Origin of the sequence: Clostridioides sp. ZZV14-6345 (assembly GCF_020657775.1) — a bacterium.
In the GTDB taxonomy this organism is placed as follows: domain Bacteria; phylum Bacillota; class Clostridia; order Peptostreptococcales; family Peptostreptococcaceae; genus Clostridioides; species Clostridioides difficile_D.
In genome coordinates this window covers 1-23542 of record NZ_JAGWCX010000065.1, presented here as the reverse complement: position 1 = coordinate 23542, position 23542 = coordinate 1, and the positions used below count along the sequence as shown (strand labels likewise).

21 protein-coding genes, 1 pseudogene and 1 riboswitch are annotated in these 23542 nt (G+C 27.8%); of the genes and pseudogenes, 19 read left to right on the top strand and 3 right to left on the bottom strand.

Annotated elements, in window-relative coordinates:
* The 3 genes and pseudogenes from KGF39_RS15510 to KGF39_RS15500 form a co-directional block, all read left to right on the top strand.
* Nucleotides 1-736: pseudogene (locus KGF39_RS15510) on the top strand (RNA-guided endonuclease TnpB family protein); the annotation flags it as partial.
* Between the two features lie 454 nt (nucleotides 737-1190).
* Complete coding sequence (locus tag KGF39_RS15505; RefSeq protein WP_227822998.1) at nucleotides 1191-2123, top strand: TDT family transporter; 933 nt, start codon at nucleotides 1191-1193, stop codon at nucleotides 2121-2123.
* A 104-nt stretch (nucleotides 2124-2227) separates the two neighbouring features.
* Nucleotides 2228-2695, top strand: a complete 468-nt coding sequence (locus KGF39_RS15500) for a C-GCAxxG-C-C family protein (RefSeq protein WP_227822997.1) — start codon at nucleotides 2228-2230, stop codon at nucleotides 2693-2695.
* Between the two features lie 251 nt (nucleotides 2696-2946).
* On the opposite strand, the gene KGF39_RS15495 is transcribed toward KGF39_RS15500, so the two are convergent.
* A complete protein-coding gene (locus KGF39_RS15495) occupies nucleotides 2947-3801 on the bottom strand; it encodes a GRP family sugar transporter (RefSeq protein ID WP_227822996.1) in 855 nt (284 codons plus the stop codon).
* Nucleotides 3802-3966: 165 nt separating this feature from the next.
* On the opposite strand from KGF39_RS15495, the gene KGF39_RS15490 reads away from it, so the two are divergent.
* The 10 genes from KGF39_RS15490 to KGF39_RS15445 all read left to right on the top strand — a co-directional run bounded on the left by KGF39_RS15490 (nucleotide 3967) and on the right by KGF39_RS15445 (nucleotide 16095).
* Entirely contained in the window at nucleotides 3967-5931 is a 1965-nt protein-coding gene (locus tag KGF39_RS15490; RefSeq protein WP_227822995.1) for a BglG family transcription antiterminator, read from the top strand.
* Entirely contained in the window at nucleotides 5931-6392 is a 462-nt protein-coding gene (locus tag KGF39_RS15485; RefSeq protein WP_227822994.1) for a PTS sugar transporter subunit IIA, read from the top strand. The genes KGF39_RS15490 and KGF39_RS15485 overlap by 1 nt, the downstream gene beginning before the upstream one ends.
* 2 nt (nucleotides 6393-6394) lie before the next feature.
* On the top strand, nucleotides 6395-6715 hold the full coding sequence (locus KGF39_RS15480) for a PTS fructose transporter subunit IIB (RefSeq protein ID WP_227822993.1): 321 nt from the start codon (nucleotides 6395-6397) through the stop codon (nucleotides 6713-6715).
* A 15-nt stretch (nucleotides 6716-6730) separates the two neighbouring features.
* The gene (locus KGF39_RS15475) at nucleotides 6731-7831 is read left to right on the top strand and encodes a PTS fructose transporter subunit IIC (RefSeq protein WP_227822992.1); all 1101 of its coding nucleotides are present in this window, start codon (nucleotides 6731-6733) and stop codon (nucleotides 7829-7831) included.
* A 130-nt stretch (nucleotides 7832-7961) separates the two neighbouring features.
* A complete protein-coding gene (locus KGF39_RS15470) occupies nucleotides 7962-10562 on the top strand; it encodes a glycoside hydrolase family 38 C-terminal domain-containing protein (protein ID WP_227822991.1) in 2601 nt (866 codons plus the stop codon).
* Nucleotides 10563-11102: 540 nt separating this feature from the next.
* Complete coding sequence (locus KGF39_RS15465; RefSeq protein ID WP_054274924.1) at nucleotides 11103-11438, top strand: winged helix-turn-helix transcriptional regulator; 336 nt, start codon at nucleotides 11103-11105, stop codon at nucleotides 11436-11438.
* A gap of 136 nt (nucleotides 11439-11574) precedes the next feature.
* Entirely contained in the window at nucleotides 11575-12852 is a 1278-nt protein-coding gene (locus KGF39_RS15460) for a cytochrome c biogenesis protein/redoxin (protein ID WP_227822990.1), read from the top strand.
* A 124-nt stretch (nucleotides 12853-12976) separates the two neighbouring features.
* Nucleotides 12977-14365: an FAD-dependent oxidoreductase gene (locus tag KGF39_RS15455; RefSeq protein WP_227822989.1), complete on the top strand. Its 1389-nt coding sequence runs from the start codon at nucleotides 12977-12979 to the stop codon at nucleotides 14363-14365.
* Nucleotides 14366-14810: 445 nt separating this feature from the next.
* A complete protein-coding gene (locus tag KGF39_RS15450; protein ID WP_227823000.1) occupies nucleotides 14811-15110 on the top strand; it encodes a DUF434 domain-containing protein in 300 nt (99 codons plus the stop codon).
* A 115-nt stretch (nucleotides 15111-15225) separates the two neighbouring features.
* Nucleotides 15226-16095: a L,D-transpeptidase family protein gene (locus KGF39_RS15445; RefSeq protein ID WP_227822988.1), complete on the top strand. Its 870-nt coding sequence runs from the start codon at nucleotides 15226-15228 to the stop codon at nucleotides 16093-16095.
* A 147-nt stretch (nucleotides 16096-16242) separates the two neighbouring features.
* Here KGF39_RS15445 and KGF39_RS15440 read toward each other — a convergent pair whose 3' ends face one another.
* Together KGF39_RS15440 and KGF39_RS15435 are read right to left on the bottom strand one after the other, a co-directional pair.
* Nucleotides 16243-16590 carry an iron-containing alcohol dehydrogenase gene (locus KGF39_RS15440; protein WP_227822987.1) on the bottom strand — a complete coding sequence of 116 codons (348 nt, stop codon included), beginning with the start codon at nucleotides 16588-16590 and terminating at the stop codon, nucleotides 16243-16245.
* A 326-nt stretch (nucleotides 16591-16916) separates the two neighbouring features.
* Nucleotides 16917-17423, bottom strand: a complete 507-nt coding sequence (locus tag KGF39_RS15435; protein WP_227822986.1) for an IclR family transcriptional regulator C-terminal domain-containing protein — start codon at nucleotides 17421-17423, stop codon at nucleotides 16917-16919.
* Between the two features lie 87 nt (nucleotides 17424-17510).
* Here KGF39_RS15435 and KGF39_RS15430 point away from each other — a divergent pair, with 87 nt between their 5' ends.
* The 6 genes from KGF39_RS15430 (at nucleotide 17511) to KGF39_RS15405 (ending at nucleotide 23481) form a co-directional block, all read left to right on the top strand.
* A complete protein-coding gene (locus tag KGF39_RS15430; RefSeq protein ID WP_227822999.1) occupies nucleotides 17511-17735 on the top strand; it encodes a UxaA family hydrolase in 225 nt (74 codons plus the stop codon).
* A 50-nt stretch (nucleotides 17736-17785) separates the two neighbouring features.
* Nucleotides 17786-18688, top strand: a complete 903-nt coding sequence (locus KGF39_RS15425; protein WP_227822985.1) for a fumarylacetoacetate hydrolase family protein — start codon at nucleotides 17786-17788, stop codon at nucleotides 18686-18688.
* Nucleotides 18689-18769: 81 nt separating this feature from the next.
* Nucleotides 18770-19663: a dihydrodipicolinate synthase family protein gene (locus KGF39_RS15420; RefSeq protein WP_227822984.1), complete on the top strand. Its 894-nt coding sequence runs from the start codon at nucleotides 18770-18772 to the stop codon at nucleotides 19661-19663.
* 51 nt (nucleotides 19664-19714) lie between these two features.
* Nucleotides 19715-19897, top strand: a riboswitch (cobalamin riboswitch).
* Between the two features lie 156 nt (nucleotides 19898-20053).
* Entirely contained in the window at nucleotides 20054-21184 is a 1131-nt protein-coding gene (locus tag KGF39_RS15415; RefSeq protein ID WP_227822983.1) for an ABC transporter substrate-binding protein, read from the top strand.
* 72 nt (nucleotides 21185-21256) lie between these two features.
* Nucleotides 21257-22282 carry an iron ABC transporter permease gene (locus KGF39_RS15410; protein WP_227822982.1) on the top strand — a complete coding sequence of 342 codons (1026 nt, stop codon included), beginning with the start codon at nucleotides 21257-21259 and terminating at the stop codon, nucleotides 22280-22282.
* Nucleotides 22283-22284: 2 nt separating this feature from the next.
* Nucleotides 22285-23481, top strand: a complete 1197-nt coding sequence (locus tag KGF39_RS15405) for an ABC transporter ATP-binding protein (protein WP_227822981.1) — start codon at nucleotides 22285-22287, stop codon at nucleotides 23479-23481.
* Nucleotides 23482-23542: the final 61 nt, after the last annotated feature.

The following is a 23542-nucleotide window of genomic DNA, read 5'->3' as shown; positions in this document are numbered from 1 at the left end:
TAAGTTATTGGAGTTAGCTCCTAATGTTAATAACATAGATAAGCAATTAAAATTAATTCAACGCAAAATGGATAGAAGTAAACGTGCAACCAATCCTAATAAATTCAATGATAATGGTACTATAAAACAAGGAAATAGAGATAAGTGGATATTTAGTAATCACTATATTAAATTAAAAACACTAAGAAAAGAGTTATATAGAAAGCAGGCTGAAATAAGAAAGCAAGACCATTATGTATTGATTAACAAATTACTAAATTTAGGTAATAAGTTTTATGTTGAAACGATGAGTTATAAAAGACTTCAAGCTAGAGCAAAGGATACTACTATTAATGAAAAGACTGGTAGAATTAATAAGAAGAAACGTTTTGGAAAATCATTAACAAATAAAGCACCATCAATGTTTTTGACTATGTTAGACAATAAGTTAAAATATAATAATGAAAGATTATATAAGATAGATACTGCTAAATGTAGAGCTAGTCAATATAATCACTTTTCAGATGAGTACAATAAGAAGGAATTAAGAGATAGATGGAATAATAGTATGGGTATTCAAAGAGATTGCTATTCTGCATTTTTAATAATGAATGTTAATGAAGATTTAAAATCAATCAACAGAGAATTATGTATTAACACATATGATAGCTTTAAAATATTACATGATAAAGAAATAAATAGACTAAAAGAATTAAAATTAAATGGTTATAAATTAGTATCTAGTATGGGGATATAAAAACTATATAGGTTGAGAAACGATCCTAATATTAATGTTAATGGTGTCAACAGATACTTTATTAATAAAAGTCTTAGGGAATATGATTAGTGATAATATGTTGTAGGTTATGATTCATCATAACTGAGAGTATTGTAGAAATTCATGTAGTACCTAAGAACCCCACGCCTTTAGGCATAGGAGTTTCGGTTATAGGTATTTTAAGAGATGATGCCAAAATAAGCGTTAGAGATATGAAGACTGTTAAAATAGATAAGAATAAACAAATTAGTATATTTGATTAAAAATAAATATACTAATTACCTTAATATATTAAGAATATAGATACTTATAATAATAGAATTAAATCTAATAGATATTTTCTATATCAAAAATATGGTCATAATATGTCAATTTGACCATATTTTTGATATAATTAAAAACACAAATAATTTAGTAATAAAGGAGGTAGAATTTGAATTTATTAAAGAAATATCCTATACCTATTGCAAGTTTGGTTTTGTCAATATTTACTTTAGGTAACTTATTACAATCTTATAATGAATTATTACGTAATGTAATTGGATTTATAGGATTTATTTTGTATGCAATTTATATAGTCAAAATAATATTACTTAGAAAGGGTGTTAAAGAGCAATTAGAAAATCCTTTAATATCAAGTACATTTCCAACTATAACAATGGCAACAATGATATTTGCTACATATGTAAAATCACTATCTTTAGAATTAAGTATTATGATTTGGAGCATAGGAATTGTGGGTCATCTTTTGTTAATAGTCTTATTTAGTAAGAAATTCTTAGTTAAATTCTCAATAAAAACAGTATTTCCATCTTGGTATATAGTCTATGTTGGGATAGTTGCAGCTAGTGTTACAGCACCAGCATTTAATCAACTTTTAATTGGCAAAATTGCTTTTTGGATAGGATTTGTATCTTATATAGTTCTTATACCAGTAGTTTTAAAGAGAGTATGGATAATCAAGGAAATGCCTGAACCATCTTTACCAAGTATAGCTATATTAGCTGCACCAGGTTCACTATTATTGTCTGGATATATCAATTCTTTTTCAGATAAAAATAGCGTAGTATTATACTTGTTATTCATATTGTCAATTGTATTTTATATTATAGTTTTGGGATACTTACCAAAATTATTAAGATTGCCTTTTTATCCAAGTTTTGCTGCATTTACATTCCCTATGGCAATAAGTGCAATGGGTATGAAACTAATGAATGGTTATTTAACTAAGTCAGGTCATTTTGTAAGTTGGATTTCATATGCTTTTAAATTAGAAGAGATAATCGCTACAGTGATTATTTTATATGTTTTAGTTTTATTTATTATATATCTTAGTAAATCAGAAAGTACATCTAAAGCTAAATAAGAATTATTAAATATGTGTATTTGATAAAAATATTAATATAAATATATGAAAATAAGATAAACTCTAGAAACTTAATTTAGCTTAACTTTATTGGAGGAAAACAAATGAAAACAAAAGAAGAATATTTAAAAGAGGTTAGAACAACATCAGAAGAATATTTTAGAAAAGGAGAGTTTTTTTGTTCTGAAGCAGTTCTTCAGACAATAAATGATGCTTTAGGTCAACCTTTAAGTCCAGAGATAACTAAGTTAGCATCAGGATTTCCAATAGGACTTGGAAAATCACAATGTCTTTGTGGAGCAATATCTGGAGGTGAGATGGCTTTAGGTATAGTATATGGAAGAGTTCATGGGGAAACTATGAATCCAAAGATGTTTGAACATGCTAAAGGTTTGCATGATTATATTAAAAAAGAATACGGTGCAACATGTTGTAGAGTTATCACAAAGAAATGGGATGGTGATAACTTCATGTCTCCCGAAAGGAAAGAGCACTGTATTAAAATAACAGGTCAAGTTACAGAGTGGGTTGCAGATAAACTTATAGAAGATAAAAAACTTAACATTAAATAACAAAACATTAGTTTGTGAATTTTTAAAGTTAAATTTACTTACAATATAGGATACTTGATACTCTCATATTTGAAGAAAAATTTATAAATTTATAGCATGTGTATTTAATGAAATAGGCTTACATTTAGAGTATAGTTTAGTTTCATAAATACATATGCTATTATTTCAAGTATATGAGTAAATTTATTTAAATAAATTGAAACAGTTAATTTATATGTACAAAGTATATATGGATTTGTGTAAATAAATACCTATTTTATAATACTCAATATAAAGACACCAGACATGATTAGTATTATGCCAAGAAGAATAGCAAGCCATTCTTTTTTATTCTTCTTTTCTTTAAAAAATATAATCCCTCCTAAAGTGGCTACTATCACACAACTCTGAGAGATAGAAAAACTTATTGTAACTCCCAATGTATTAGTTGTTATAAACATACCTAAATTCGCTATTGACCACAATATTCCAGTAATTAAATTGAATAAAACACTTTCCTTATATACAATCTCTTTAGAAAAATACTTAACAATAATAAATGAAGTTATCAACATACCAACAGATTGAGGTAATATAATTCTATATCCTTCAATCAAAAATATTTGATTAGTTATAACATATAATGCCAAAAATAGAGAGGATAATAATACAACTCCAACACATTTTAACATATTTTTATCTGTATATTTTTTAGTCTGATAATTTGTGAGAAGTATACCAATTATTATACATAATATTGATAAAGAACCAATCAGGAACATTTTAGTACTAGTCCATTCATTAAATAAGATTACAGCTAGCAAAGTCGTAAAAGTTAACTGTGAACCATTTGAAATCGGCATGACTTTAGATACACTAGTAATTTGAATCGCTTTAAACTGCATTAGTTGTCCCAAACTCCAGAATACTCCAGAAATCATACTTACAAAAAATGAAAAAAATGTAATCTCAGGATGCATAACCAAAGTTATTATAGTGGAAAATATAAATGCACTTATAGAGGTACCTAAAAGTTGTTCATAAGGAGAACTTTTTTTAAAATTTGCAACTATTGGCATCAATCCCCATCCCATTACAGGAAGCAAAGCAATAATTATTGTTAGCATTATGTTATTTCCTTTCATATTAAATTTAGATAGTTTTTAATTTATCATCTAAAATTAAAGTATTCAATACATCAAAATTACCGTATTTAATCAGGAAATATTAGTAGTTTTTTAGAAAAATGTTTTCCATTAAAATAAAAATAAAGGGAAGGAGTAAAATTGAAAATGTTAACTGATATGATTCAAAATCGTGAAATTAGAATAATAAAGTTTTTATTAAAAGAAGGTCATACAACTGTAAAAGCAATAGCAGATGATTTAGATGTTTCAGAAAAAACAGTTTCAAAATCTCTTAAAGAAGTAGAAACAGTACTTAAAAAGATAGGTCTTTCTTTAGTGAGAAAACCTAAAATAGGTGTTTATATTGATGGAGATTTAAAGAAAATACTTCCTTACCTAGATAATAAAGGAAGTCAAATTCCTACAACCAGAGAGGAGAGAGTTATCTATATATATTCAATATTGTTGAAAACTAATGATTATATTACTATACAACAACTTTCTGATGAATTATATATAAGTCGTGGAACTATTGAAAGAGATTTAGCTGAAGTTGAAAAATTGCTAAAAAATGAAGGAGTTTCTATATATAAAAAACCTAGTAAAGGAATAAAGTTGAATATAAGTGAAAGAGATAAAAGGCAACTTACTGCTAAATTTATACATAAATTTTGGAGTAGAAACTGGTATATTAAGCAAGAACAAGAAAGCTTTTATCAAGCATTTGAAAAGATACAAGCAGATGTAAATGGTATTTTTTCTGAAGATGATTTATCAATAATTATTGATATTCTTAGGAATTTAAGCAGAGAAAGAAAATTTGAATTTTCTGATTATGAATTTCAGTCATTAGTTATACATTTGGCTATAGCTGTAGAGAGAATTAGAAAAGGCGAATATATAGAAGAAAGTTTGTATACTGGTAATATAGAAAATAATCAAATGTCAAATACCAATTATTTAGCAAAACAATTAGAAGAACAATTTTCGATACTATTACCAAAATCTGAAATTGGATATATAAATCTGCATTTAGTAGCAGCTGACCAACATAGAGATACTACTGAACTAAAAAATACTTTAACTAATCCATATGAAACAAATACAAATAATATCTCAAATCTTAGAGAAATTATAAAAAATACATTGTATGAGACAGCTTATGACAAAGACTTGATTGATGGATTAACCTCACATGTACATTCATCAATAAATAGATTGACATATGGGTTTAGTATTAAAAATCCATATGTAAACACAATCAAACAAAACTTTTCTTTATCATTTGAGCAAGCTTTAGATTTAAAGAAAGTAATTGAATTTATATATGATATTAGGATAAATGATGATGAATGTGCCTATATAGCACTACATTTTGAAGCTTTTAGGGAAAGAATGAAAGAACTTCCACAAAATATTAGAGTAATTCTAGTGTGCAGTACAGGACTAGGTTCATCTAGATTATTATCTGCAAGAATAAAAAAATACTTTCCTATGATAAAGATTGAAAAAATACTTTCTGTACAAGAACTAGTGTCCAGTAAAATTGATGCAGACCTAGTAATAAGTACTATTTATTTAGAGTTAGAAACTATTCCAACAATAGTAGTTAGCCCTATTTTAAATGAAAGTGATATAAGAACATTGGAAAGAAATATACAAAATGTTTCGGGGAATGTTTCTAAGAAATATAAATCTTTCAAAAACTTAATCTTTGAAGAAAATATTTTATTAAACATTGAGGTTTCAAACTATGAAGATGTAATTAAATGTATAACAGATAACCTGATAAAAAAAGGTTTTGCAAAAGAAGGTATAGCAGAAAGTGCAATTGAGAGAGAGAAGTTATCTTATACATCTTTTCAATCAATAGCTACACCTCATGCTAATCCTAATTATATTAAAAAATCTAATATATCTGTTGCAACTTTAAAAAATCCTGTTACATGGGGAAATGAAAATGTAGAAGTTATTTTCTTCATTTCATTAGAAAATGACAAAAACCTAGAACTTGATGAAATATATGAAGTTTTTTATGACTTCATTGACAATAAAAAAAATATAAATGACATATTAAGTGCAACTTCACCAAAAGAAGTGTACGATTTGCTAATGGAGGAGAATATATAGTGAAAATATCAGATGTATTAAAAAAAGAGCAAATTGTTTTTAATCTTGATGCAACTACAAAGGAAGAAACAATAAAAAAATTAAGTAGTATATTTGTTGAAAATGGGATTGTGGACAATGAAGAAGAATATGTTAAGTCTGTTTTAGAAAGAGAAGAACATGCAACTACAGGTATTGGGAATGGTATTGCTATTCCTCATGGGAAAAGTAATGCTGTCAAGCAATCTTCTATAATATTTGCAAAAACTAAACATAAGATTGAGTGGGATGCTTTAGATGAAAAACCAGTAGATAGTATTTTCTTACTGGCTATAAGTAATATTGATAAGGATAGCAATCATCTTGTATTATTGTCTAAATTGGCAACTAAGCTTATGGATGATGATAATGTGGATGCATTAAAATTAGCTAATTCAGCACAAGAAATAATTAATATATTTAGTGAAGAAGGAGAGATGTAGATATGAAAAGAAAAATTATATCAGTTACAGCATGTGCAACAGGAGTTGCACATACATATATGGCAGCACAAGCATTAAAGAAAGCTTCAAAAAAGATGGGACACCTTATAAAAGTTGAGACACAAGGAGCTACAGGAATTGATAATGAGTTAACTGTAAAAGATGCACAAATTGCAGAAGTAGTAATATTTGCAGTAGATACTAAAGTAAGAAATGCTGAGCGTTTTGAGGGAAAAGAAATATTAGAAGTACCAGTCAATGCACCTATAAAGGATGCAGAAAAAGTAATAAATGATGCACTAAAGTTAATTGACACTAAATAAATGGAGGAAAATGTAATGTTAAAAAAGATAGTCTCTGAGTTAAAAAAGCATGTTTTAACAGGAATCTCATATATGATTCCACTAGTAATTGCAGGTGCTATGATAATGGCAATATCTCGTGTTGGTGGTTCTTTCTATAATATACCAGATATATGGGATGCTAAATATGCAGAAAGTGCTAGTAGTATTGTTAGATTATTACATGATTTAGATGGTTTTGGAGGTACTGCTTTAGGATTAATGTTTCCTGTAATTGCTGCATTTATAGGATTTTCTATAGCTGATAAATTAGCCATTGTACCAGGTCTTGTTGGTGGGATGATTGCTAAAGATATAGGGGCAGGTTTTTTAGGTGCTTTGGCAGTTGGTCTTATAGCAGGATATATATGTTTATTTATTAAAAATCATGTAAAGTTACCAAAATCGGCAGCTTCAATAGTGCCAATATTCATAGTACCAGTATTTGGTACATTAATCACTGTTGTATTAATTAATTATGTGATAGGGATACCTTTTGCTACATTAAATACTGGATTAGAAAATTGGTTAAATGGATTATCAGGTACGAATCAGATATTGATGGCAGCAATTATTGGAGCTATGATGGCAGTTGACCTAGGTGGACCAGTTAATAAAGCAGCTTTAACAACGTCACTTGCATTATTAACAAGTGGAATTTATGCACCCAATACTGCTGCAATGGTAGGAATCGTTATACCACCATTAGGATTGGGTCTTGCTACTATATTAGCAAAACAAAAGTATAATAAGCAATTACGTGAAGCTGGAAAATCATCTCTTATAATGGGTTTAATTGGAGTAAGTGAAGGAGCAATTCCTTTTGCAGTAGAATCTCCATTAAAAGTAATACCTTCATGTGTAATTGGAACTGCAATTGCTTCAGCTATGGAAGTTGGTTTAGGTTCAGTAAATGCAACTCCAATTAGTGGATTTTATGGGTGGTTTACAGTAGAAAAATGGCCAATGTATGTATTATCAATAGTAGTTGGAACAGCAATTGTAGCTGGCCTAGTTATACTATTACGTGGAAATCCAGTGATTGAAGATGATGAATTTGAAGATGATGATTTTGACGAATCAGAGTGGGAAGCTTAAAATGTAGTATAGCTTTAAGAAGAGTTGTAAATTATATATGAATTATATTCAAGATAAATCTTATACTCAATAAAGTATTAGATATTGACTTTAGAATTAAATATTAAAGATAAAGAACAGAGGAGAGTAAATGATAAAAGCGCATATTGTTAATCATACACACTGGGATAGAGAATGGTATTTTACTTCTGGAGATGCATTAGTACTTAGTGAACAACTATTTACAGATGTAATTGATGAACTAGAACGTAATCCAGATGTAAGTTTTGTTCTTGATGGACAGCTTTCTATTTTGGATGATTATGTACAAATACATAAAGAAAAAATAGAAATCATTAAAAAATTAATAAAAGAAGATAGACTGCATATTGGACCATGGTTTACTCAAACAGATACATTCTTTGCTAGAGGAGAGTCTATTTTAAGGAACTTAATGATTGGAATTTTTGAAAGTAAAAAATATGGTAAGTATATGAAAATTGGGTATTTGCCAGATACATTTGGATTTAATGCACAGATGCCTGTATTGTTAAAGCATGTAGGTCTTGATAATATATTTTTTTGGAGAGGTATACATCTTGGTAAACAGGTTCAATCACCATATTTTAAGTGGAAAAGCTTAAATGGAGAAAGTTATATATATGCTGTAAATATGCCACATGGATATGGGACTGGTATGCTTTTAGAACCTTCATCAAAATATGTTGATGGACGTTTAGACCCAGCTATTGATTTTATTAAATCATATAGTGATTTAGATGAGGTATTAATACCTTCAGGAAATGACCAACTAAATATAATAGGTGATTTCAAGAATAAAATTAAAGAGATTAATAATATTGGAAAGTATTCATATATAACAAGTTCATATCAAGAGTTTTTGAAATATATAAAATCCATAGAGTCATTAGAAAGTTATAGAGGAGAATTTAGAGAACCTGTACTGGCAAGAATACATAAATCAATTGGTTCTAGTAGAATGGATATAAAATTAGCATGTGATAAACTAGAAAACAAGTTGATTAAAAGAATAGAACCATTATTAGTAATTGCTAAAAAGAGCAAAATTGAAATAAGCAATCAATTAATTATAAATACATGGAAAAAACTTTTAGAAGGACAAGCACACGATAGTTTAGCTGGATGTGTAACTGATACTGTAACAGATGATATTCTTCATCGTATAAGAGAAGCAAATGAAATATGTGATAGTATTGAAAATACTATTGTCAAAAAAATTTCAGAAGGGCTTAAATTATCTAAAAATGATATTCTAGTATTTAATACAGAAACTAAACGTTTTAGAGGATATAAAGAGATACAAGTTGTAAGTGATAGTAAAAATATTTATTTTAAAGATAATTTAGATGCTACTATAATTGAAGAAACTTATGTAAAACCGAGAGAAAATGTATTAGAAGAAACACCTGCTGGTAATATATTTATTGAAGAAGCAGGATATTATATATTAAAAGTAAGAATAAATATACAGCTTCCTGCACTTGGTTATAAAGTTGTTAGTTTTGAATCAAGTAATAAAGAAATGGTAGCACTTAATAAATCTAATGATACTTTTATATCTAATGACAATTATAAGATAATATATAAAGATGGAAACTTAAATTTACAGCTTAAAGATGGAACTTGCATATCAAACTTTTTAACCTTAAAAGACAGTGGTAATGCAGGTGACACTTATGACTTTTCTCCATTAGAAGATGATGAGGATATAAAACTTTTGTTTGAGAGAGTATATACAGAAAAAACTTTAGGATATGAAAAAATAGTGGTTGAAGGTTCTACTCTATTACCACGTACATTAGAAGATAGAAAAAACAAATATCTTAATGAAAAATTAAATGTAAAAGCAAGTATTATCTTATCAAAAGAAAATCCATTAATATATGTAAAGTTTTGTGTTGATAATATAGTATATAATCATAGACTACGTGTTCATATAAAAACTGATATAAAAGATAATAAAAACATAGCATCATTGCCATTTGGATATATAACAAGAGAAAATGGAGTTTTAGACAACTGGGAAGATATTTACAGTGAAATGCCTATAGATTTAGAACCTTTGGAAAGTAACATTACTCTGACAAATCAAAATAGAAGTTGTACTGTATTTACTAGAGGAATAAAAGAATATCAACATATTGAAGATGAAATTGCATTGACTTTGCTTGCTACTACAGATGAACTAGGAAAGCCTGATTTATTGTATAGACCAGGGCGTGCCTCTGGCGATACAACTAAAAAAGGTCATATAAGAATTAAAACTGATAAAGCTCAAATACTTAAAGAATTAGATTTTTCATTCGCAGTATATATGAGTTCCAAACCATTTGATGAATTAGACGTTGCAAGTTTAACTCACAATTATCTACAGGAATGTGTAAATTATCAATTGCAGGACTACAATTTCTTTTTATATCGTATAGACAATAAGATTCAAAAATCAATTGTCGAGAAATCTGTAAATAGAGAATTAGAAGTAATATCTTTACCAGAAAACTATCTTATATCAGCATGTTATCCTTCTTATTATAGTAAAGATAAATTCATAATAAGATTGGAAAATCCAAGCAGTAAGAAAATGATATTAGATGAGCAAATATTTAAAAATAGAAACGGGAAAATTGTAAGTGCAATAGAAGATGTAGAAAAAGAGCAAATATATGAAATAGCACCTTTTGATGTTATTTCAATATTATTGGATTTATAAGTGGAAAAATAAGTTTATTGTTTAAAGAGGCTGTCTCAAAATAGATAAGCCTCTTTTTCATTGTTGAAATGATGAAAATATATTTGATTTCATACAAAAAAGAGTGTCTTATGAACTAAAAAGTTCATTTTGAGACACACCCTTTTTAATTTGTATAAATTTGGGTAAATATTAATGTATAGATTTAATATTTCATATAAAATTTATTGAAGCATAATAAATAGTTTAACAGGATAAGCAGTTTAAATAAAGAATTATTATATTAGAGTGATTTTATCAATAGTTTAAAATCAATGAAATTATAATAAAATAAAGTGAAAATTGTATCTTAATAGAGTTGATGTAGTTACAAAAAAGTGACCAATTGTTATGTATTTATAAAACTGATATATTAATTACATGAAATCTAAAATAGTTTGTTCTAGGAATATATACAATAAAAATTTTAATTAAGTAAAGCTAGGTATATTTGTAAAATCAATAAATACATTGCTATAGAAGCTTATTTAATAAATTAAATAAAGAAAAGAGGAGAATAAAATGTACAACATAGATGATATGATATATGATTGTCCAGTAGAAGCTTTATCAAGTATATTAGGTAAAAAGTGGGTAGCTATAATTATATGGAAAATACAAAAAGATAAAAAAAGATTTGGAGAGTTACAAAGAGCTATACCAGATTGTAGTAAGAAAATGTTAGCTCAACAATTAGATTTTCTAATTGAACAAGGAATTATAGTCAACCAAAAAAAACTGGTTAATAATATTGTAGAGTCAACATATTTTTTAAGTGAATCAGGATTACTATTACTTCCTGTTATGGAAAAAATGATTATGTGGAGCAATAAAAATTTAAATTGTGATAAATACTAGAATTTGCTCTGGGATTAATAAGGATTTAATTAAACTATGAGTAGAAAAAGGTATTAAAATTACATAATTTTTTAATCAGATTCTGCTTTGGAAGTAAGATTGTAATGTTGAAAATAAAACAAGGAGGAATTTTAATTTGCAAAATGTAAATTTATTTTTAGTATTTATAGAGGGTATAGTATCGTTCTTTTCACCATGTATATTGCCGATTTTGCCAATTTATTTGAGTATATTGTCAAATAGCAGTGTAGAGAATCTAAAAGAAGGAAAAACGAGTTTTATAGGAAGTTCTCTATTTAAAAATACTATATTCTTTGCTCTTGGAATATCAACAACATTTTTTATATTGGGTTCATCAGTAAAAGCATTGAGTATGTTTTTTAATGAAAATAAAGATTTAATAATGTTTATTGGTGGGATTATAATTATTATCATGGGCTTGTTTTACATGGGAATAATTAAATCTTCAATATTGAATAGAGAAAAAAGATTTAATATGAAGTTTAAAGAAATGAAAGCAATAACAGCTTTTCTGTTAGGTTTTACATTTAGTTTTGGGTGGACACCTTGCATTGGTCCAATATTGGCATCTGTACTAGTAATGGTTTCAAGTTCAAGTAATCATCTTAGTGCCAATCTTTTAATAGCAGTATATACTATTGGTTTCATTTTGCCATTCATAATTACAGCTATGTTTTATAGTAAACTATTTAAAACTATAGATAAGATAAAGTCCAACATGGAAATTATTAAAAAAATAGGTGGAATTATACTTATAGTGTCAGGAATATTAATGATGGTAAATGGATTTGGAAGTATAAGCAAACATTTTAATATGTCACAAAATAGTAAAATTGAAAGTAAGCAAGAAGAAAATAAACGAGAAAATTCTAATGATAAAGAAGAAAATTCTAGTGGTAATGATAGTCAAAAAGACTCTAATAATGAAAATAGCAATACAGGGTCTAATGATGAAGATAGAATAAAGTCTATTGATTTTACTTTAACAGACCAATATGGTAAAACACATAAATTAAGTGATTATGAAGGTAAAGTTGTATTCTTAAATTTCTGGGCTACATGGTGTCCTCCATGTAAAGAAGAAATGCCTCACATAGAGCAACTATATAAAGACTATAATAAAAATAATGAAGATGTAGTAATTTTAGGAGTAGCTTCACCTAATTTAGGTAGAGAAGGTTCAAGAGAACATGTGGTTAACTTCTTAAAAGAACAAGGGTATACTTTCCCAGTTGCACTTGATGAAGATGGAGCGTTAGCATATCAATATGGAATCAATGCTTTTCCAACTACATTTATAATTGATAAAGAGGGATATGTAACTCAGTATATTCCAGGGGCTATGGATAAAGAGACTATGGCATCTTTTATTGAAAACCAGAGAAATAAATAAATTAAAATCTTTAAGTATAAGGTTATAAATACATTTAAGGTTACAAAAAAGTACCTAATTGTAGCATTTAGATAATCTTGCTATAGTAAAAGTATAAACAACACAAGAAGGGGTTGAAAATTATATGAAAAAAATATTTGATGCTATAATAATAGGATTTGGAAAAGGTGGAAAAACATTAGCAGGAGATTTGGCAAACAAAGGATTAAAAGTAGCCTTAATAGAAAAGTCAGACCAGATGTATGGAGGAACATGTATAAATGTGGCATGTATACCAACTAAAAGCTTAGAGAATTCAGCAAATAGTATAAAAGCAAAGGATATAAATTCTTGGGATGAAGCTCAAGTTGAATATGAGAAAGCTATAGATAAAAAAGAAACTTTAATTACAAAGCTTAGAGAAGCTAACTATAATAAGTTAAATTCAAATAATAATGTAACTATATTTACAGGAATGGGGACTTTTATTGATGAAAAAACAATCCAAGTTAAAACTGAAAATGAAGTTTATGAGTTAGTAGCAGATAAGATATTTATTAATACTGGTTCAAGACCATTTATACCTAATATTAAAGGTATTGAAAACAAGAATGTAGTATATGATAGTGAGTCTCTTATGAAGCTAAGAACTCTACCTAAAAAAATGACAATTATAGGAGCTGGTTTTATAGGTTTAGAGTTTGCTGGTATTTACAGTTCATTTGGAACAGAAGTTACAATATTAAATTCTAATAATGTTATTTTACCAAATGAAGATATTGAAGACTCAGAAGAAATAATAAAATTGCTTGAAAAGAGAAATGTAAAAATTATAAATAATGTAAAGATAAAAGAGATTAAAGAAGTTTCTAACTTAGCTACAATAGAGTATGAAATAGATGGTAAATTGAAAGAATTAACAAGTAATATGATACTTGTAGCTACAGGAAGAAAGGCAAATACTGAAGGACTAGAATTAGAGAATGCAGGCATAGAATTAAATGAAAGAGGATTTATTAAAGTATCAGATACTCTTAAGACTAATAAAGAACATATATGGGCTATAGGTGATATAAATGGAGGTCCACAATTTACTTATATTTCACTAGATGATTATCGTATAATTATTAATCAAATGTTTGGAAATAAGACTAGAACAACTAGTGATAGAAAAAATATACCAAATTCTATATTTATAAACCCAGCATTCTCAAGAGTTGGTCTTAATGTTAAGCAAGCTAAAGAAAAAGGATATGAAGTCTTAGTAGCAAAGATGCCAGTAGAAGCAATCCCAAGGGCTAAACAGATTGGTAAGGCAGATGGATTTATAAAAATAGTAATAGATAAGAAATCAAATAAGATACTTGGAGCTACTATGATATGTGAAGGTTCAAGTGAGATTATCCACTTAATTCAATTAGCTGTAGATTTAGAGGTAGAGTATACATATTTAAGAGACCGCGTTTATGCACATCCAACTATGACAGAAGCTCTTAATGATGTTCTATCTCCTAATATGATAAAAGAAGTATAACATAAGTTTAATATATAAATCTAAAATTATCATTATAAATAGATTTTATAAAGAGGCTATCTCAAAAAATAGAGATAAGTCTCTTTTTTACTGTTTAAATGATAAAAATATATTAGATTTTATAAAAGAAGATTACCTTATGAACTAAAAAGTTTATTTTGAAACACTACCTATTTATGTTATAAACTTATAAATATAATATAGAATCTATTATTCTGTATTATTAAGTGGGGTTAAGCGTTATAATTAATTATAAATATTGAATAATCTAAATGGATAAGATAATGGTATTAAAAATTATCCTAAAAAGTGAAATAATCTGTATTTAATGTAGTGCAGTGATATATTTAAAGCAAGGTGGTGAAATGATATAAATAAGATATTTAAAATAGGGTTTGATGATAGTGATAAAAGATAGTTTTCAAGTAAAGAATTAACAAGACTTATAAAGGCTAAAGAAGAAATAGAATGGCTAATCAATAGAGATTACAAAGTAGACCCAGTCGTTACTTTTGTTGGTGATAGATACCAGTTTTCTATAAGACAAAGAGATGTATTAAAAAGGGCAGTCTGTACTGATGAAAAAAATATTATAAGACAATCAAAGAGGCTTTCTCTAGATAAAATCAAAGAAAATACCGTAAATATAGATGGCTTTAATAAGTGTATAAGTTATTTTAATGTGGCTAGAAGTATAATTGAAGAGTATATTAAAGACTGCAATATCGTAAATTTAAATAAGTAGACAAATAGAAATGAGAATATAAGTATATATAGAAATACTATTAGTAATACAAGTAAAGTTTGAAAATAGGAGAACGGATACATATCGAATTTCATAAAATGTTGTAAAAAGACATATGAGAGGATGGATATGTGTGAAATTAACTAAACTAAATATTAAAAAATACAGAGCGCCTATATATAAATATGCTTTAGCAAATGTAAATTTGAGGTCTGGCAAATCTACAAATTCAAGTATCATAATTGTAATACCTCAGGGAGCTAAAATGGAGGTATTAGATGAAGAAGATGACTGGATTAAAGTGATGTACAATTCTCAAGAAGGATATGTATATAAGGATTTGGTATCAGTAAGCGAATATACTTGGAGTAACTTAAACTTAAGAGAAGATAAGTCTACAACTTCCAATATAATTACAGTAATTCCTGAAAAATCTAGGGTTGAAGTCTTACAAGTAGATGGAGATTGGAGTAAGGTTGTATATGATGATAAAATAGGGTATGTTTTTAATTATTTTTTATCGACTGATGGGAATAAACCCAATGAATTAGATTATAACTATTTTTATACTGATATGACTAAATTTGTTAATGAAAATAACATTAAAAGTACTAGTGACTATCTAATTGTAACAGACCTTAGAAATAAATATACTTATATTTTTAAGAAAGACAATGGAGGCTGGGGACAACTTTACAAGTGGCAATGTACTATAGGTAAACCTGATACTCCAACTATAACAGGTATATTTTATATAAGTGGAAGAAAGCCTTCTTTTGGAACAGATGAATATTCAGTTAAGTATGCTACCAGAATTAAAGGAGGATATTACTATCATTCTGTACTATATGATTCAACAGGAAGCTATATAATAGATGGCAGACTTGGTGAAGCTCTTAGCCATGGATGTATAAGATTAAGTACAGAAAATGCGAAATGGATATACGATAATATACCAGATACAACAACAGTTATAATCCATTAAGAGAATTATTATAAGCATAGATTTTTAATAAATAAGATTAGATACTAGTATTTAATAAAAAATATTTTAATCATAAGAGAGTACCAGTAATAAAATAAAAAATATTTTGAGGCACTCTCTTATAATTTTATTGATACCTTCATAGTCTCAAATATCTCCTCCATTAGTGGCTAATATAGATATAGCTTTGCCACAGTCTTGTGTAGAACCACCTCCTATAGTAATAGCAAAGTCACAATTTTCTGATTTTAATATTTCAAGTCCTTTATTTACATTAGTTACAGTTGGATTTTGTTTAACTTCATCATAAATAGCAAAGTCTACACCTATCTGTGATAAAATATCTGTTACTTTTTTTACAGTACCATTTGAAACTAGAAATTTATCACTAACAACAAATGCCTTCTTAGTCCCTAATGATTTGCTTGAATCTTTAGCTTCATTAAGACATCCTTTCCCAAGTAAATTTATTGGTGGTACATAATAAATGCTCATAACTGAAATCTCCTTTTATTTTAAATTGATTTTTTATGTAGAAATATATATCTAATAATTTTCACTAATTTACCAATAATATATTGTATTTTAGATTAATATAGGTTTATTGGTTCTTATATAAGAATTTGATTCGTAATTACGATTAGAATTTAACACAGTATTTTTATTATGTCAATAAAAAGATAAAAAAGATTATAAAAAAACAAAGTTACTGTAATTAAGTCAGCAACTTTGTTTTTTACTGTATAAATTAAATAAATATATTGGCTTAAAATAAAATTTTTAATTATTACAATAATATCTTACACATACAAAATATTAATCTAATTTATTACAATATCTTCATTACGTTCTTCCATCATAGATTGAATATTTTTCTGAGCATTTAAAAGTAATTTTTTTATCAGTTCTATTTTTTCTTCATTAGCTCTAAATAATGGCAGTGTTACACTAACAGCCGCTCTTATACATCCATTTTTTCTTATCGGTACAGCAAGACATTTTAGGTGTTCCATTGATTCCTCACATTCTGAAGCTATTTGTGTTTTTTGAACTTCAAGAAGTTGGCCATATAAAACGTCAAAATCTGTAATTGATTTTTCTGTAAAACCTTTTAGACCATCTGGATATAAACTTATTAGCTTTTCCTTATCAAAATCACATAAAAGAGCTTTTCCAAGACCTGTACAATTAGCAGGTATTTTTTTTCCAACATAAGAAATAAGTCTAATTGGTTCTGGAGAATCTACTTTGCCGATATAAAGAACTTCATTATTGTCAAGTATACCAAGCTGACAAGTCTCAGAACAAGAATTAACTATATTAGTCATTTCATCAATTATATAGTTAAAAATAGTTCTCTTTTCAAAAAATGAAGACCCTAATGTACAGGAAGGGGAACTCCATCAGGAAATCCAATAGCCCCAGTAATAAAAATAACTGGAAATAAAATAACTTTTGCAAACATGGAAGATAATATGGATTTTGATGCTAGCCCAGTTATATATGGTCCACAGACAATGGAAGAACTAACAGATGATTTGTTAGAGATGGTTATAGATGTAGCAAATGGAAAACAATCAAAAGCAGAGTCTCTTGGATATACTGAAATGGCAATAGCTAGAGTATGTAACTATGTATAAGATTTAAGTAATAGGTTGATTACATAGAATTTTAATATAAGGGTGAGGTTATGAAGTTTATTAGTTTTACTGAAGGAGAAAATGAGTATAAAAAGATTGGAGTTTTTTCTAAAGATGAGTTATTTATTATAGATATTAACTCTTTAAATCTTAGTAATTCTTTTAAGGATTTAAATGATTTGATTCAAAATATATCTCAAGACGATATTATGAAGTTAAAATCTATTATAAATGAAGGGATATTCTATAATTATAACGCTTTTGAGAGAGAAAGATGTACTATACATGCTCCTATAGAAAAACCTATACATGATATTTTATGTGTGGGAGTGAACTATAAAGACCATCTTGAAGAAACTCAAACTCACTTTGATAATAGTTTTGAAGAGCCCCAAAAAACAGTATATTTTACAAAACGTGTGACAAGAGCGATAGGTCCAGAAGATGAGATAGATGGTCATTTTGATATAAATAATCAACTAGACTATGAAGTTGAACTTGGAGTAGTAATAGGTAGGACAGGTGTTAATATTAAAAAAGAAGAGGTCGAAGATTATATCTTTGGGTACACTGTTATAAATGATATTTCTGCTAGAAAGTTGCAAAGAGAGCATGTTCAATGGTTTAGAGGAAAGGGATTAGATACATTTACATCTTTAGGACCATGTATCCTACATAAAAGTGCAATTTCTTTTCCTATAAAACTTAAAGTATGTAGTAGAGTAAATGGTGAAGAAAGACAAAGTTCTAATACAAGGTTATTCATATCAGACATTTCAGATATAGTTTCAGAACTTTCAAAAGGTATGACTTTAGAGGCTGGAGATATTATAGCTACTGGTACACCTTCTGGAGTTGGGATGGGCTTTTCACCTCCACGATATATGAGTAGTGGAGATGTAATTGAATGTGAGATTGAAAGTATTGGAATTTTAAGAAATTACATTAAGTAAATGTTTTAATATAGCTAATATTAAGGCAGAATCTGAATGTATTAAATGAACATATTAAAATAAATTTTAGGAGTTTAAATTATGAAAGCAGAATTTTTGACACCAGTTGTTACAATATTTGATGAAGAAGGAAATTTAGATAAAGAAGGAAATAAAAAAGTATACGACTATCTTATAGATGGGGGTGTAGATGGTCTAGTTATAATGGGAAGTACTGGAGAGTTCTTTAATATGTCTATGGATATGCAAAAAGAACTTATAGATTTAGTAACTAGTCATGTCAATAAGAGAGTAAAAGTGTTTATAGGTACAAGTCGTATGTGTATAGATGAATCTATAGAGCTTTCAAACTATGCACATAATAGTGGAGCAGATGGAGTTATGATAATAAGCCCTTATTATTTCTCTCTTGATGATGATAGCATTGAGATGTTTTATAGTGAGATAGCTAAAAATACAGAAGCTGAAATATATTTATACAATTATCCAGATAGAACTGGTTATGATTTAAGTCCAGAGCTTACATTAAGACTTGTAAGAAAACATAAAAACATAGTTGGATATAAGGATACAGTAACCTTGATGGGACACACTAGAGATTTAATAAATACTATGAAAGCAGATTTCCCGGATTTTAAGATATATAGTGGTTATGATGAAAACTTTATACATAATCTAATGTCTGGGGGAGCAGGTTGTATAGGTGGACTATCAAATTTAATTCCAGAAGTTTGTTCTAAATGGGCTGAAGCTTATAACAGTAAAGATATGGATAAGGTTATAAAAATTCAAAAATATATCAATAAAGCAATGGATTTTTACTTAATAACAAATCCATTTATACCAGCAATGAAAAAAGCTATGACTATCAGAGGATTACAAATAAGCGATTATATGACTGCCCCATTTATAAAACCAAATGAAAAGCAAGTATGTGAAATTAAAAAATTGATGAATGAATTAAATATATGTTAAATCAATCTTGCAAAGTAGTCAACAATAAACTACAATTATCTTAATAAAAATTAAATTAAATAATACTAGGGTACTATATTAGTTTAATAGGGAAAGTGATGTAAATTCACTACAGCCCCCGCTACTGTATACGGATACAAAATCAAAATCCACTGAAATTTATAAAAAATTTTGGGAAGGATGATGGAGGAGAAGCCGTGAGTCAGGAGACCTGCCCAGTATTACATAGGTGCAATTTAGGGTGGAGATTGTACTTTATAATAAAATGAAATATCAATTCATTTTTTGTAAAGTTGATATATAAGCTTCTCCTTATTAAATTAGGAGAAGTTTTTTATTTTATTAAAGTTTTTAGCCACTCATAAAAAATAAAATATTGGAGTGAAAAAGATGAAATTTAAATCAAATGTTTTAAAGCAGTTTTTTTTAATTGTTATGGTAATTTTTTTGGTAGGAGGTCTTATAGGATGTAGTAAAGATGATAAAGATAATGCACAAGTTAGTAGTGGTAAGAAGTTAGAATTAAAATATGCAAGTGGATTTAGTGTTGAAGATTTAGAAGATGGAATTAAAAAAGTAACTGATGGAGATAATCGAGAACTAATTTTAATCCCTAAGAAGATTAAAATTCCTGCAAAGTATAAAAATTCTAATATAGTTAGAACACCTGTGGACAATGTATTAATAGCATCTACAACACAAGCTTGTTCTCTAAGAACAATAGATGAACTAGATAGTATAAAAGCAGTAACAACAGAAGAACAGTATTGGACTATTAAAGAAATTAAAGATTTAATGAAAAATGGAAAGATACATTATGTTGGTTCAAATTTAGCACCAGATTATGAAAAAATAGTAGACTTAAATCCTGATTTAACTATAGTGAGTAGTGGCTTATCAGAAGCTGATACAAAATTTATTGACAAACTAAAAGAATTAGGGCTTAATTATGTTGTGGATAATGAATATAAAGAGCAAAATCCATTTGGAAGGATGGAGTGGACAAGCTTAATAGCTGCATTTTATGATAAAGAAGATATAGCTACTAGTGAACTAGATAAAACAGTACAAAGAATAGAAGAGGTAAGTAACAAAATAAAAAATAAAACTAAGCCTAAAGTTGTATGGGCATCTGTATATGAAGGAAATGCTTATATAGCACCTAAAGACTCATATGTAGACAATATGATAAAAATGGCTGGTGGAATAAATGCATGTGCTTCAATAGATTCAAATGAAGGACGAGTGAGCATTGAGCAATTACATGAAGTTGCAAAGGATGCAGATATATTTGTATACTCATCAAGTTCAGATTATGCACCAAACTTAGATTCTATAAAATCTAGTGCACCTATGTTAGCTGATTTGGATGTTGTAAAAAATGGAAACCTATGGGTGTTTGCTCCAGATTATTATCAATCAGTAGATAAGACAGACGAATTAATAGTAGATTTAGTTGAGATGTTTCATCCAGGAACTACAGGTGAAAAAATCAAACATTATATAAACTATGATAAATAGTATATAAGACGACACTAAAAGATAGGTTTTATAGAGTTTAGTTAATATAGTTTTGATAAGAGGAGTATATAAATGGATTTTATCAATAAAATTAGAATAAGGAATACTACAGTATTTATAGCGCTAATTATAGGTATGATACTTACTTTTTTAGTGTGTGTAGCATTTGGTTCTGTAAAAATTGAATTTAAGGAAATAATAGATGTTGTATTAAGAGGTATGGATAATACAGAACATTATAAAATAATCTACAATATAAGAATCCCTAGAGTACTTGCAACTATGGTAGGTGGAGCCTGTCTAGCCGTATCAGGTATCTTACTACAGATATTTTTCAAAAACCCAATAGTTGAACCATATATATTAGGTGTATCTTCAGGCTCTACTTTGTCAGTAGCACTTATGATTTTGGGGGGGTATACATTGGGATTTGAAAGTATAAATTCAATGAGTATATTTGTGGCAGCATTTATAGGAGCTCTGATTGTAATGTCTATAGTCATTCTATTTGCAAATAAGGTAAAGAATATAACAACTCTTTTAATAATAGGAATTATGACTGGATATGTGTGTAGTGGTATAACAAATGTGTTACAATCATTTGCAAATAGCGAAAAATTAAAGGAATTTACTGTGTGGTCTATGGGGAGTTTTTCTGGATTTACATGGGAAAAGGTAGAAATACTTATAATAGTTGGTATGTTAGGTCTTTTGATGACTATCTTCATAATAAAACCTTTAAATGCTTTTTTACTGGGAGAAGAATATGCAAAAAGTATTGGTATAAATATAAAATTTTTTAGGGTTTTGATAGTATTTATATCTAGTATACTAGCTGCAATAGTATCAGCATTTGCAGGCCCTATAGGATTTATTGGACTTGCAGTACCACAAATTTCAAAATTGATATTTAAGACATCAGATAATAGAGTTTTAATACCAGTGGTAATATTTTTAGGAAGTATAGTTACAGCTCTTTGTGATTTGATATCAAGAGTAATTTTATCACCAGTAGAATTACCAATAAGCACTATAACATCTTTATTAGGAGCTCCAATTGTAGTGATGCTATTGATGAAAAGGAAGGATAGGACTTAGATATGTTGAAAACTAATAATTTAAGTGTAGGATACAATAACAAAGTAGTTGTAAGTGATATAAATATAGAAGTAAAAAATGGAGAAATACTATGTCTTTTGGGAAGTAATGGAGCTGGAAAAACTACCCTATTGAGGTCCTTATCTAAACTTATAACACCAATAAAAGGTGAGATATATTTGAATGATATAGATGTAAATCATATATCCAGAAAAGAATTATCAAAAAAAATGGCTTTAGTACTTACAAATAGATTATTAGGTGACTTAATGACTGTACAAGATATAGTCAATATAGGAAGGTATCCGTATACAGGATTTTTTGGGAGTCTATCTAAAAAGGATTTAATAATGGTAGACGAAGCATTGGAGTCTGTAGATGCATTACATTTAAAGAAAAGATATTTTGATGAACTAAGTGATGGAGAAAAACAAAAGGTGTTGGTTGCAAGAGCTCTCGTTCAAGAACCAGAAATAATTATATTGGATGAGCCGACAACTCATTTGGATATAAAACATAGATTGGAGCTCATAAACATACTAAAGAAACTAAGTAAAGAAAAGTTAATATCAGTAATACTTTCACTACATGAAATAGATATAGCATTAAAAAGTTGTGATAAGGTTGCTCTTATAAAAAATAATAAAGTCATAGCTTATGGTCAACCTGAAGATGTAGTAGATGAGGATATTATAAATTCGCTTTATGAGTTGGATGATAAAAATTTTAATAGTCTTTTAGGTGCAGTAGAAATTAGTAATAAATCTAAAAATGAAGTTTTTATAATTGGTGGTGGGGGTAAAGCAACTCCAATTTATAGAGCTTTTACTAAAAAAGGTATAGGTCTATACTCTGGAATAATACATGAAAATGATATTGATTATGAAATTGGTAGAACTATGGGCATAAAGATGTTTACAGAAAAGCCATTTGAGTTGATAAGCGATGAGAGTTTCGATTTGGCCATTAAGAGCCTAAGTAACTCTAAGGTTATAATAGATACTGGATTTAATGTAGGTGAAATAAACAAAAGGAATATAGATATTATAAAAGAGGCTTTGAAGTTAAATAAAAAAGTTTATTCTTTTAGAAATAGAGATGAGAGTCATAAGTATTATAATAATCTGTACAATAATATAGAATATATAGATAAAGTTTCCCAAATGGTAGATAGTATTAATATGAATAATTTACTATAACCTTCAAAATAAAATGTACTTGTGAAATAGAGTCTGGAAATATTTATGTGTATTCTTTAAA

What these genes read in the sequence shown, in the direction of transcription:
- KGF39_RS15470 (WP_227822991.1), top strand. Translation starts at nt 7,962, where the DNA reads ATGATAAAAGCGCATATTGTTAATCATACACACTGGGATAGAGAATGG.
- KGF39_RS15420 (WP_227822984.1), top strand. Translation starts at nt 18,770, where the DNA reads ATGAAAGCAGAATTTTTGACACCAGTTGTTACAATATTTGATGAAGAA.
- KGF39_RS15490 (WP_227822995.1), top strand. Translation starts at nt 3,967, where the DNA reads ATGTTAACTGATATGATTCAAAATCGTGAAATTAGAATAATAAAGTTT.
- KGF39_RS15500 (WP_227822997.1), top strand. Translation starts at nt 2,228, where the DNA reads ATGAAAACAAAAGAAGAATATTTAAAAGAGGTTAGAACAACATCAGAA.
- KGF39_RS15435 (WP_227822986.1), bottom strand. Translation starts at nt 17,423, where the DNA reads ATGACTAATATAGTTAATTCTTGTTCTGAGACTTGTCAGCTTGGTATA.
- KGF39_RS15410 (WP_227822982.1), top strand. Translation starts at nt 21,257, where the DNA reads ATGGATTTTATCAATAAAATTAGAATAAGGAATACTACAGTATTTATA.
- KGF39_RS15455 (WP_227822989.1), top strand. Translation starts at nt 12,977, where the DNA reads ATGAAAAAAATATTTGATGCTATAATAATAGGATTTGGAAAAGGTGGA.
- KGF39_RS15440 (WP_227822987.1), bottom strand. Translation starts at nt 16,590, where the DNA reads ATGAGCATTTATTATGTACCACCAATAAATTTACTTGGGAAAGGATGT.
- KGF39_RS15465 (WP_054274924.1), top strand. Translation starts at nt 11,103, where the DNA reads ATGTACAACATAGATGATATGATATATGATTGTCCAGTAGAAGCTTTA.
- KGF39_RS15495 (WP_227822996.1), bottom strand. Translation starts at nt 3,801, where the DNA reads ATGCTAACAATAATTATTGCTTTGCTTCCTGTAATGGGATGGGGATTG.
- KGF39_RS15445 (WP_227822988.1), top strand. Translation starts at nt 15,226, where the DNA reads ATGAGAGGATGGATATGTGTGAAATTAACTAAACTAAATATTAAAAAA.
- KGF39_RS15405 (WP_227822981.1), top strand. Translation starts at nt 22,285, where the DNA reads ATGTTGAAAACTAATAATTTAAGTGTAGGATACAATAACAAAGTAGTT.
- KGF39_RS15480 (WP_227822993.1), top strand. Translation starts at nt 6,395, where the DNA reads ATGAAAAGAAAAATTATATCAGTTACAGCATGTGCAACAGGAGTTGCA.
- KGF39_RS15475 (WP_227822992.1), top strand. Translation starts at nt 6,731, where the DNA reads ATGTTAAAAAAGATAGTCTCTGAGTTAAAAAAGCATGTTTTAACAGGA.
- KGF39_RS15415 (WP_227822983.1), top strand. Translation starts at nt 20,054, where the DNA reads ATGAAATTTAAATCAAATGTTTTAAAGCAGTTTTTTTTAATTGTTATG.
- KGF39_RS15425 (WP_227822985.1), top strand. Translation starts at nt 17,786, where the DNA reads ATGAAGTTTATTAGTTTTACTGAAGGAGAAAATGAGTATAAAAAGATT.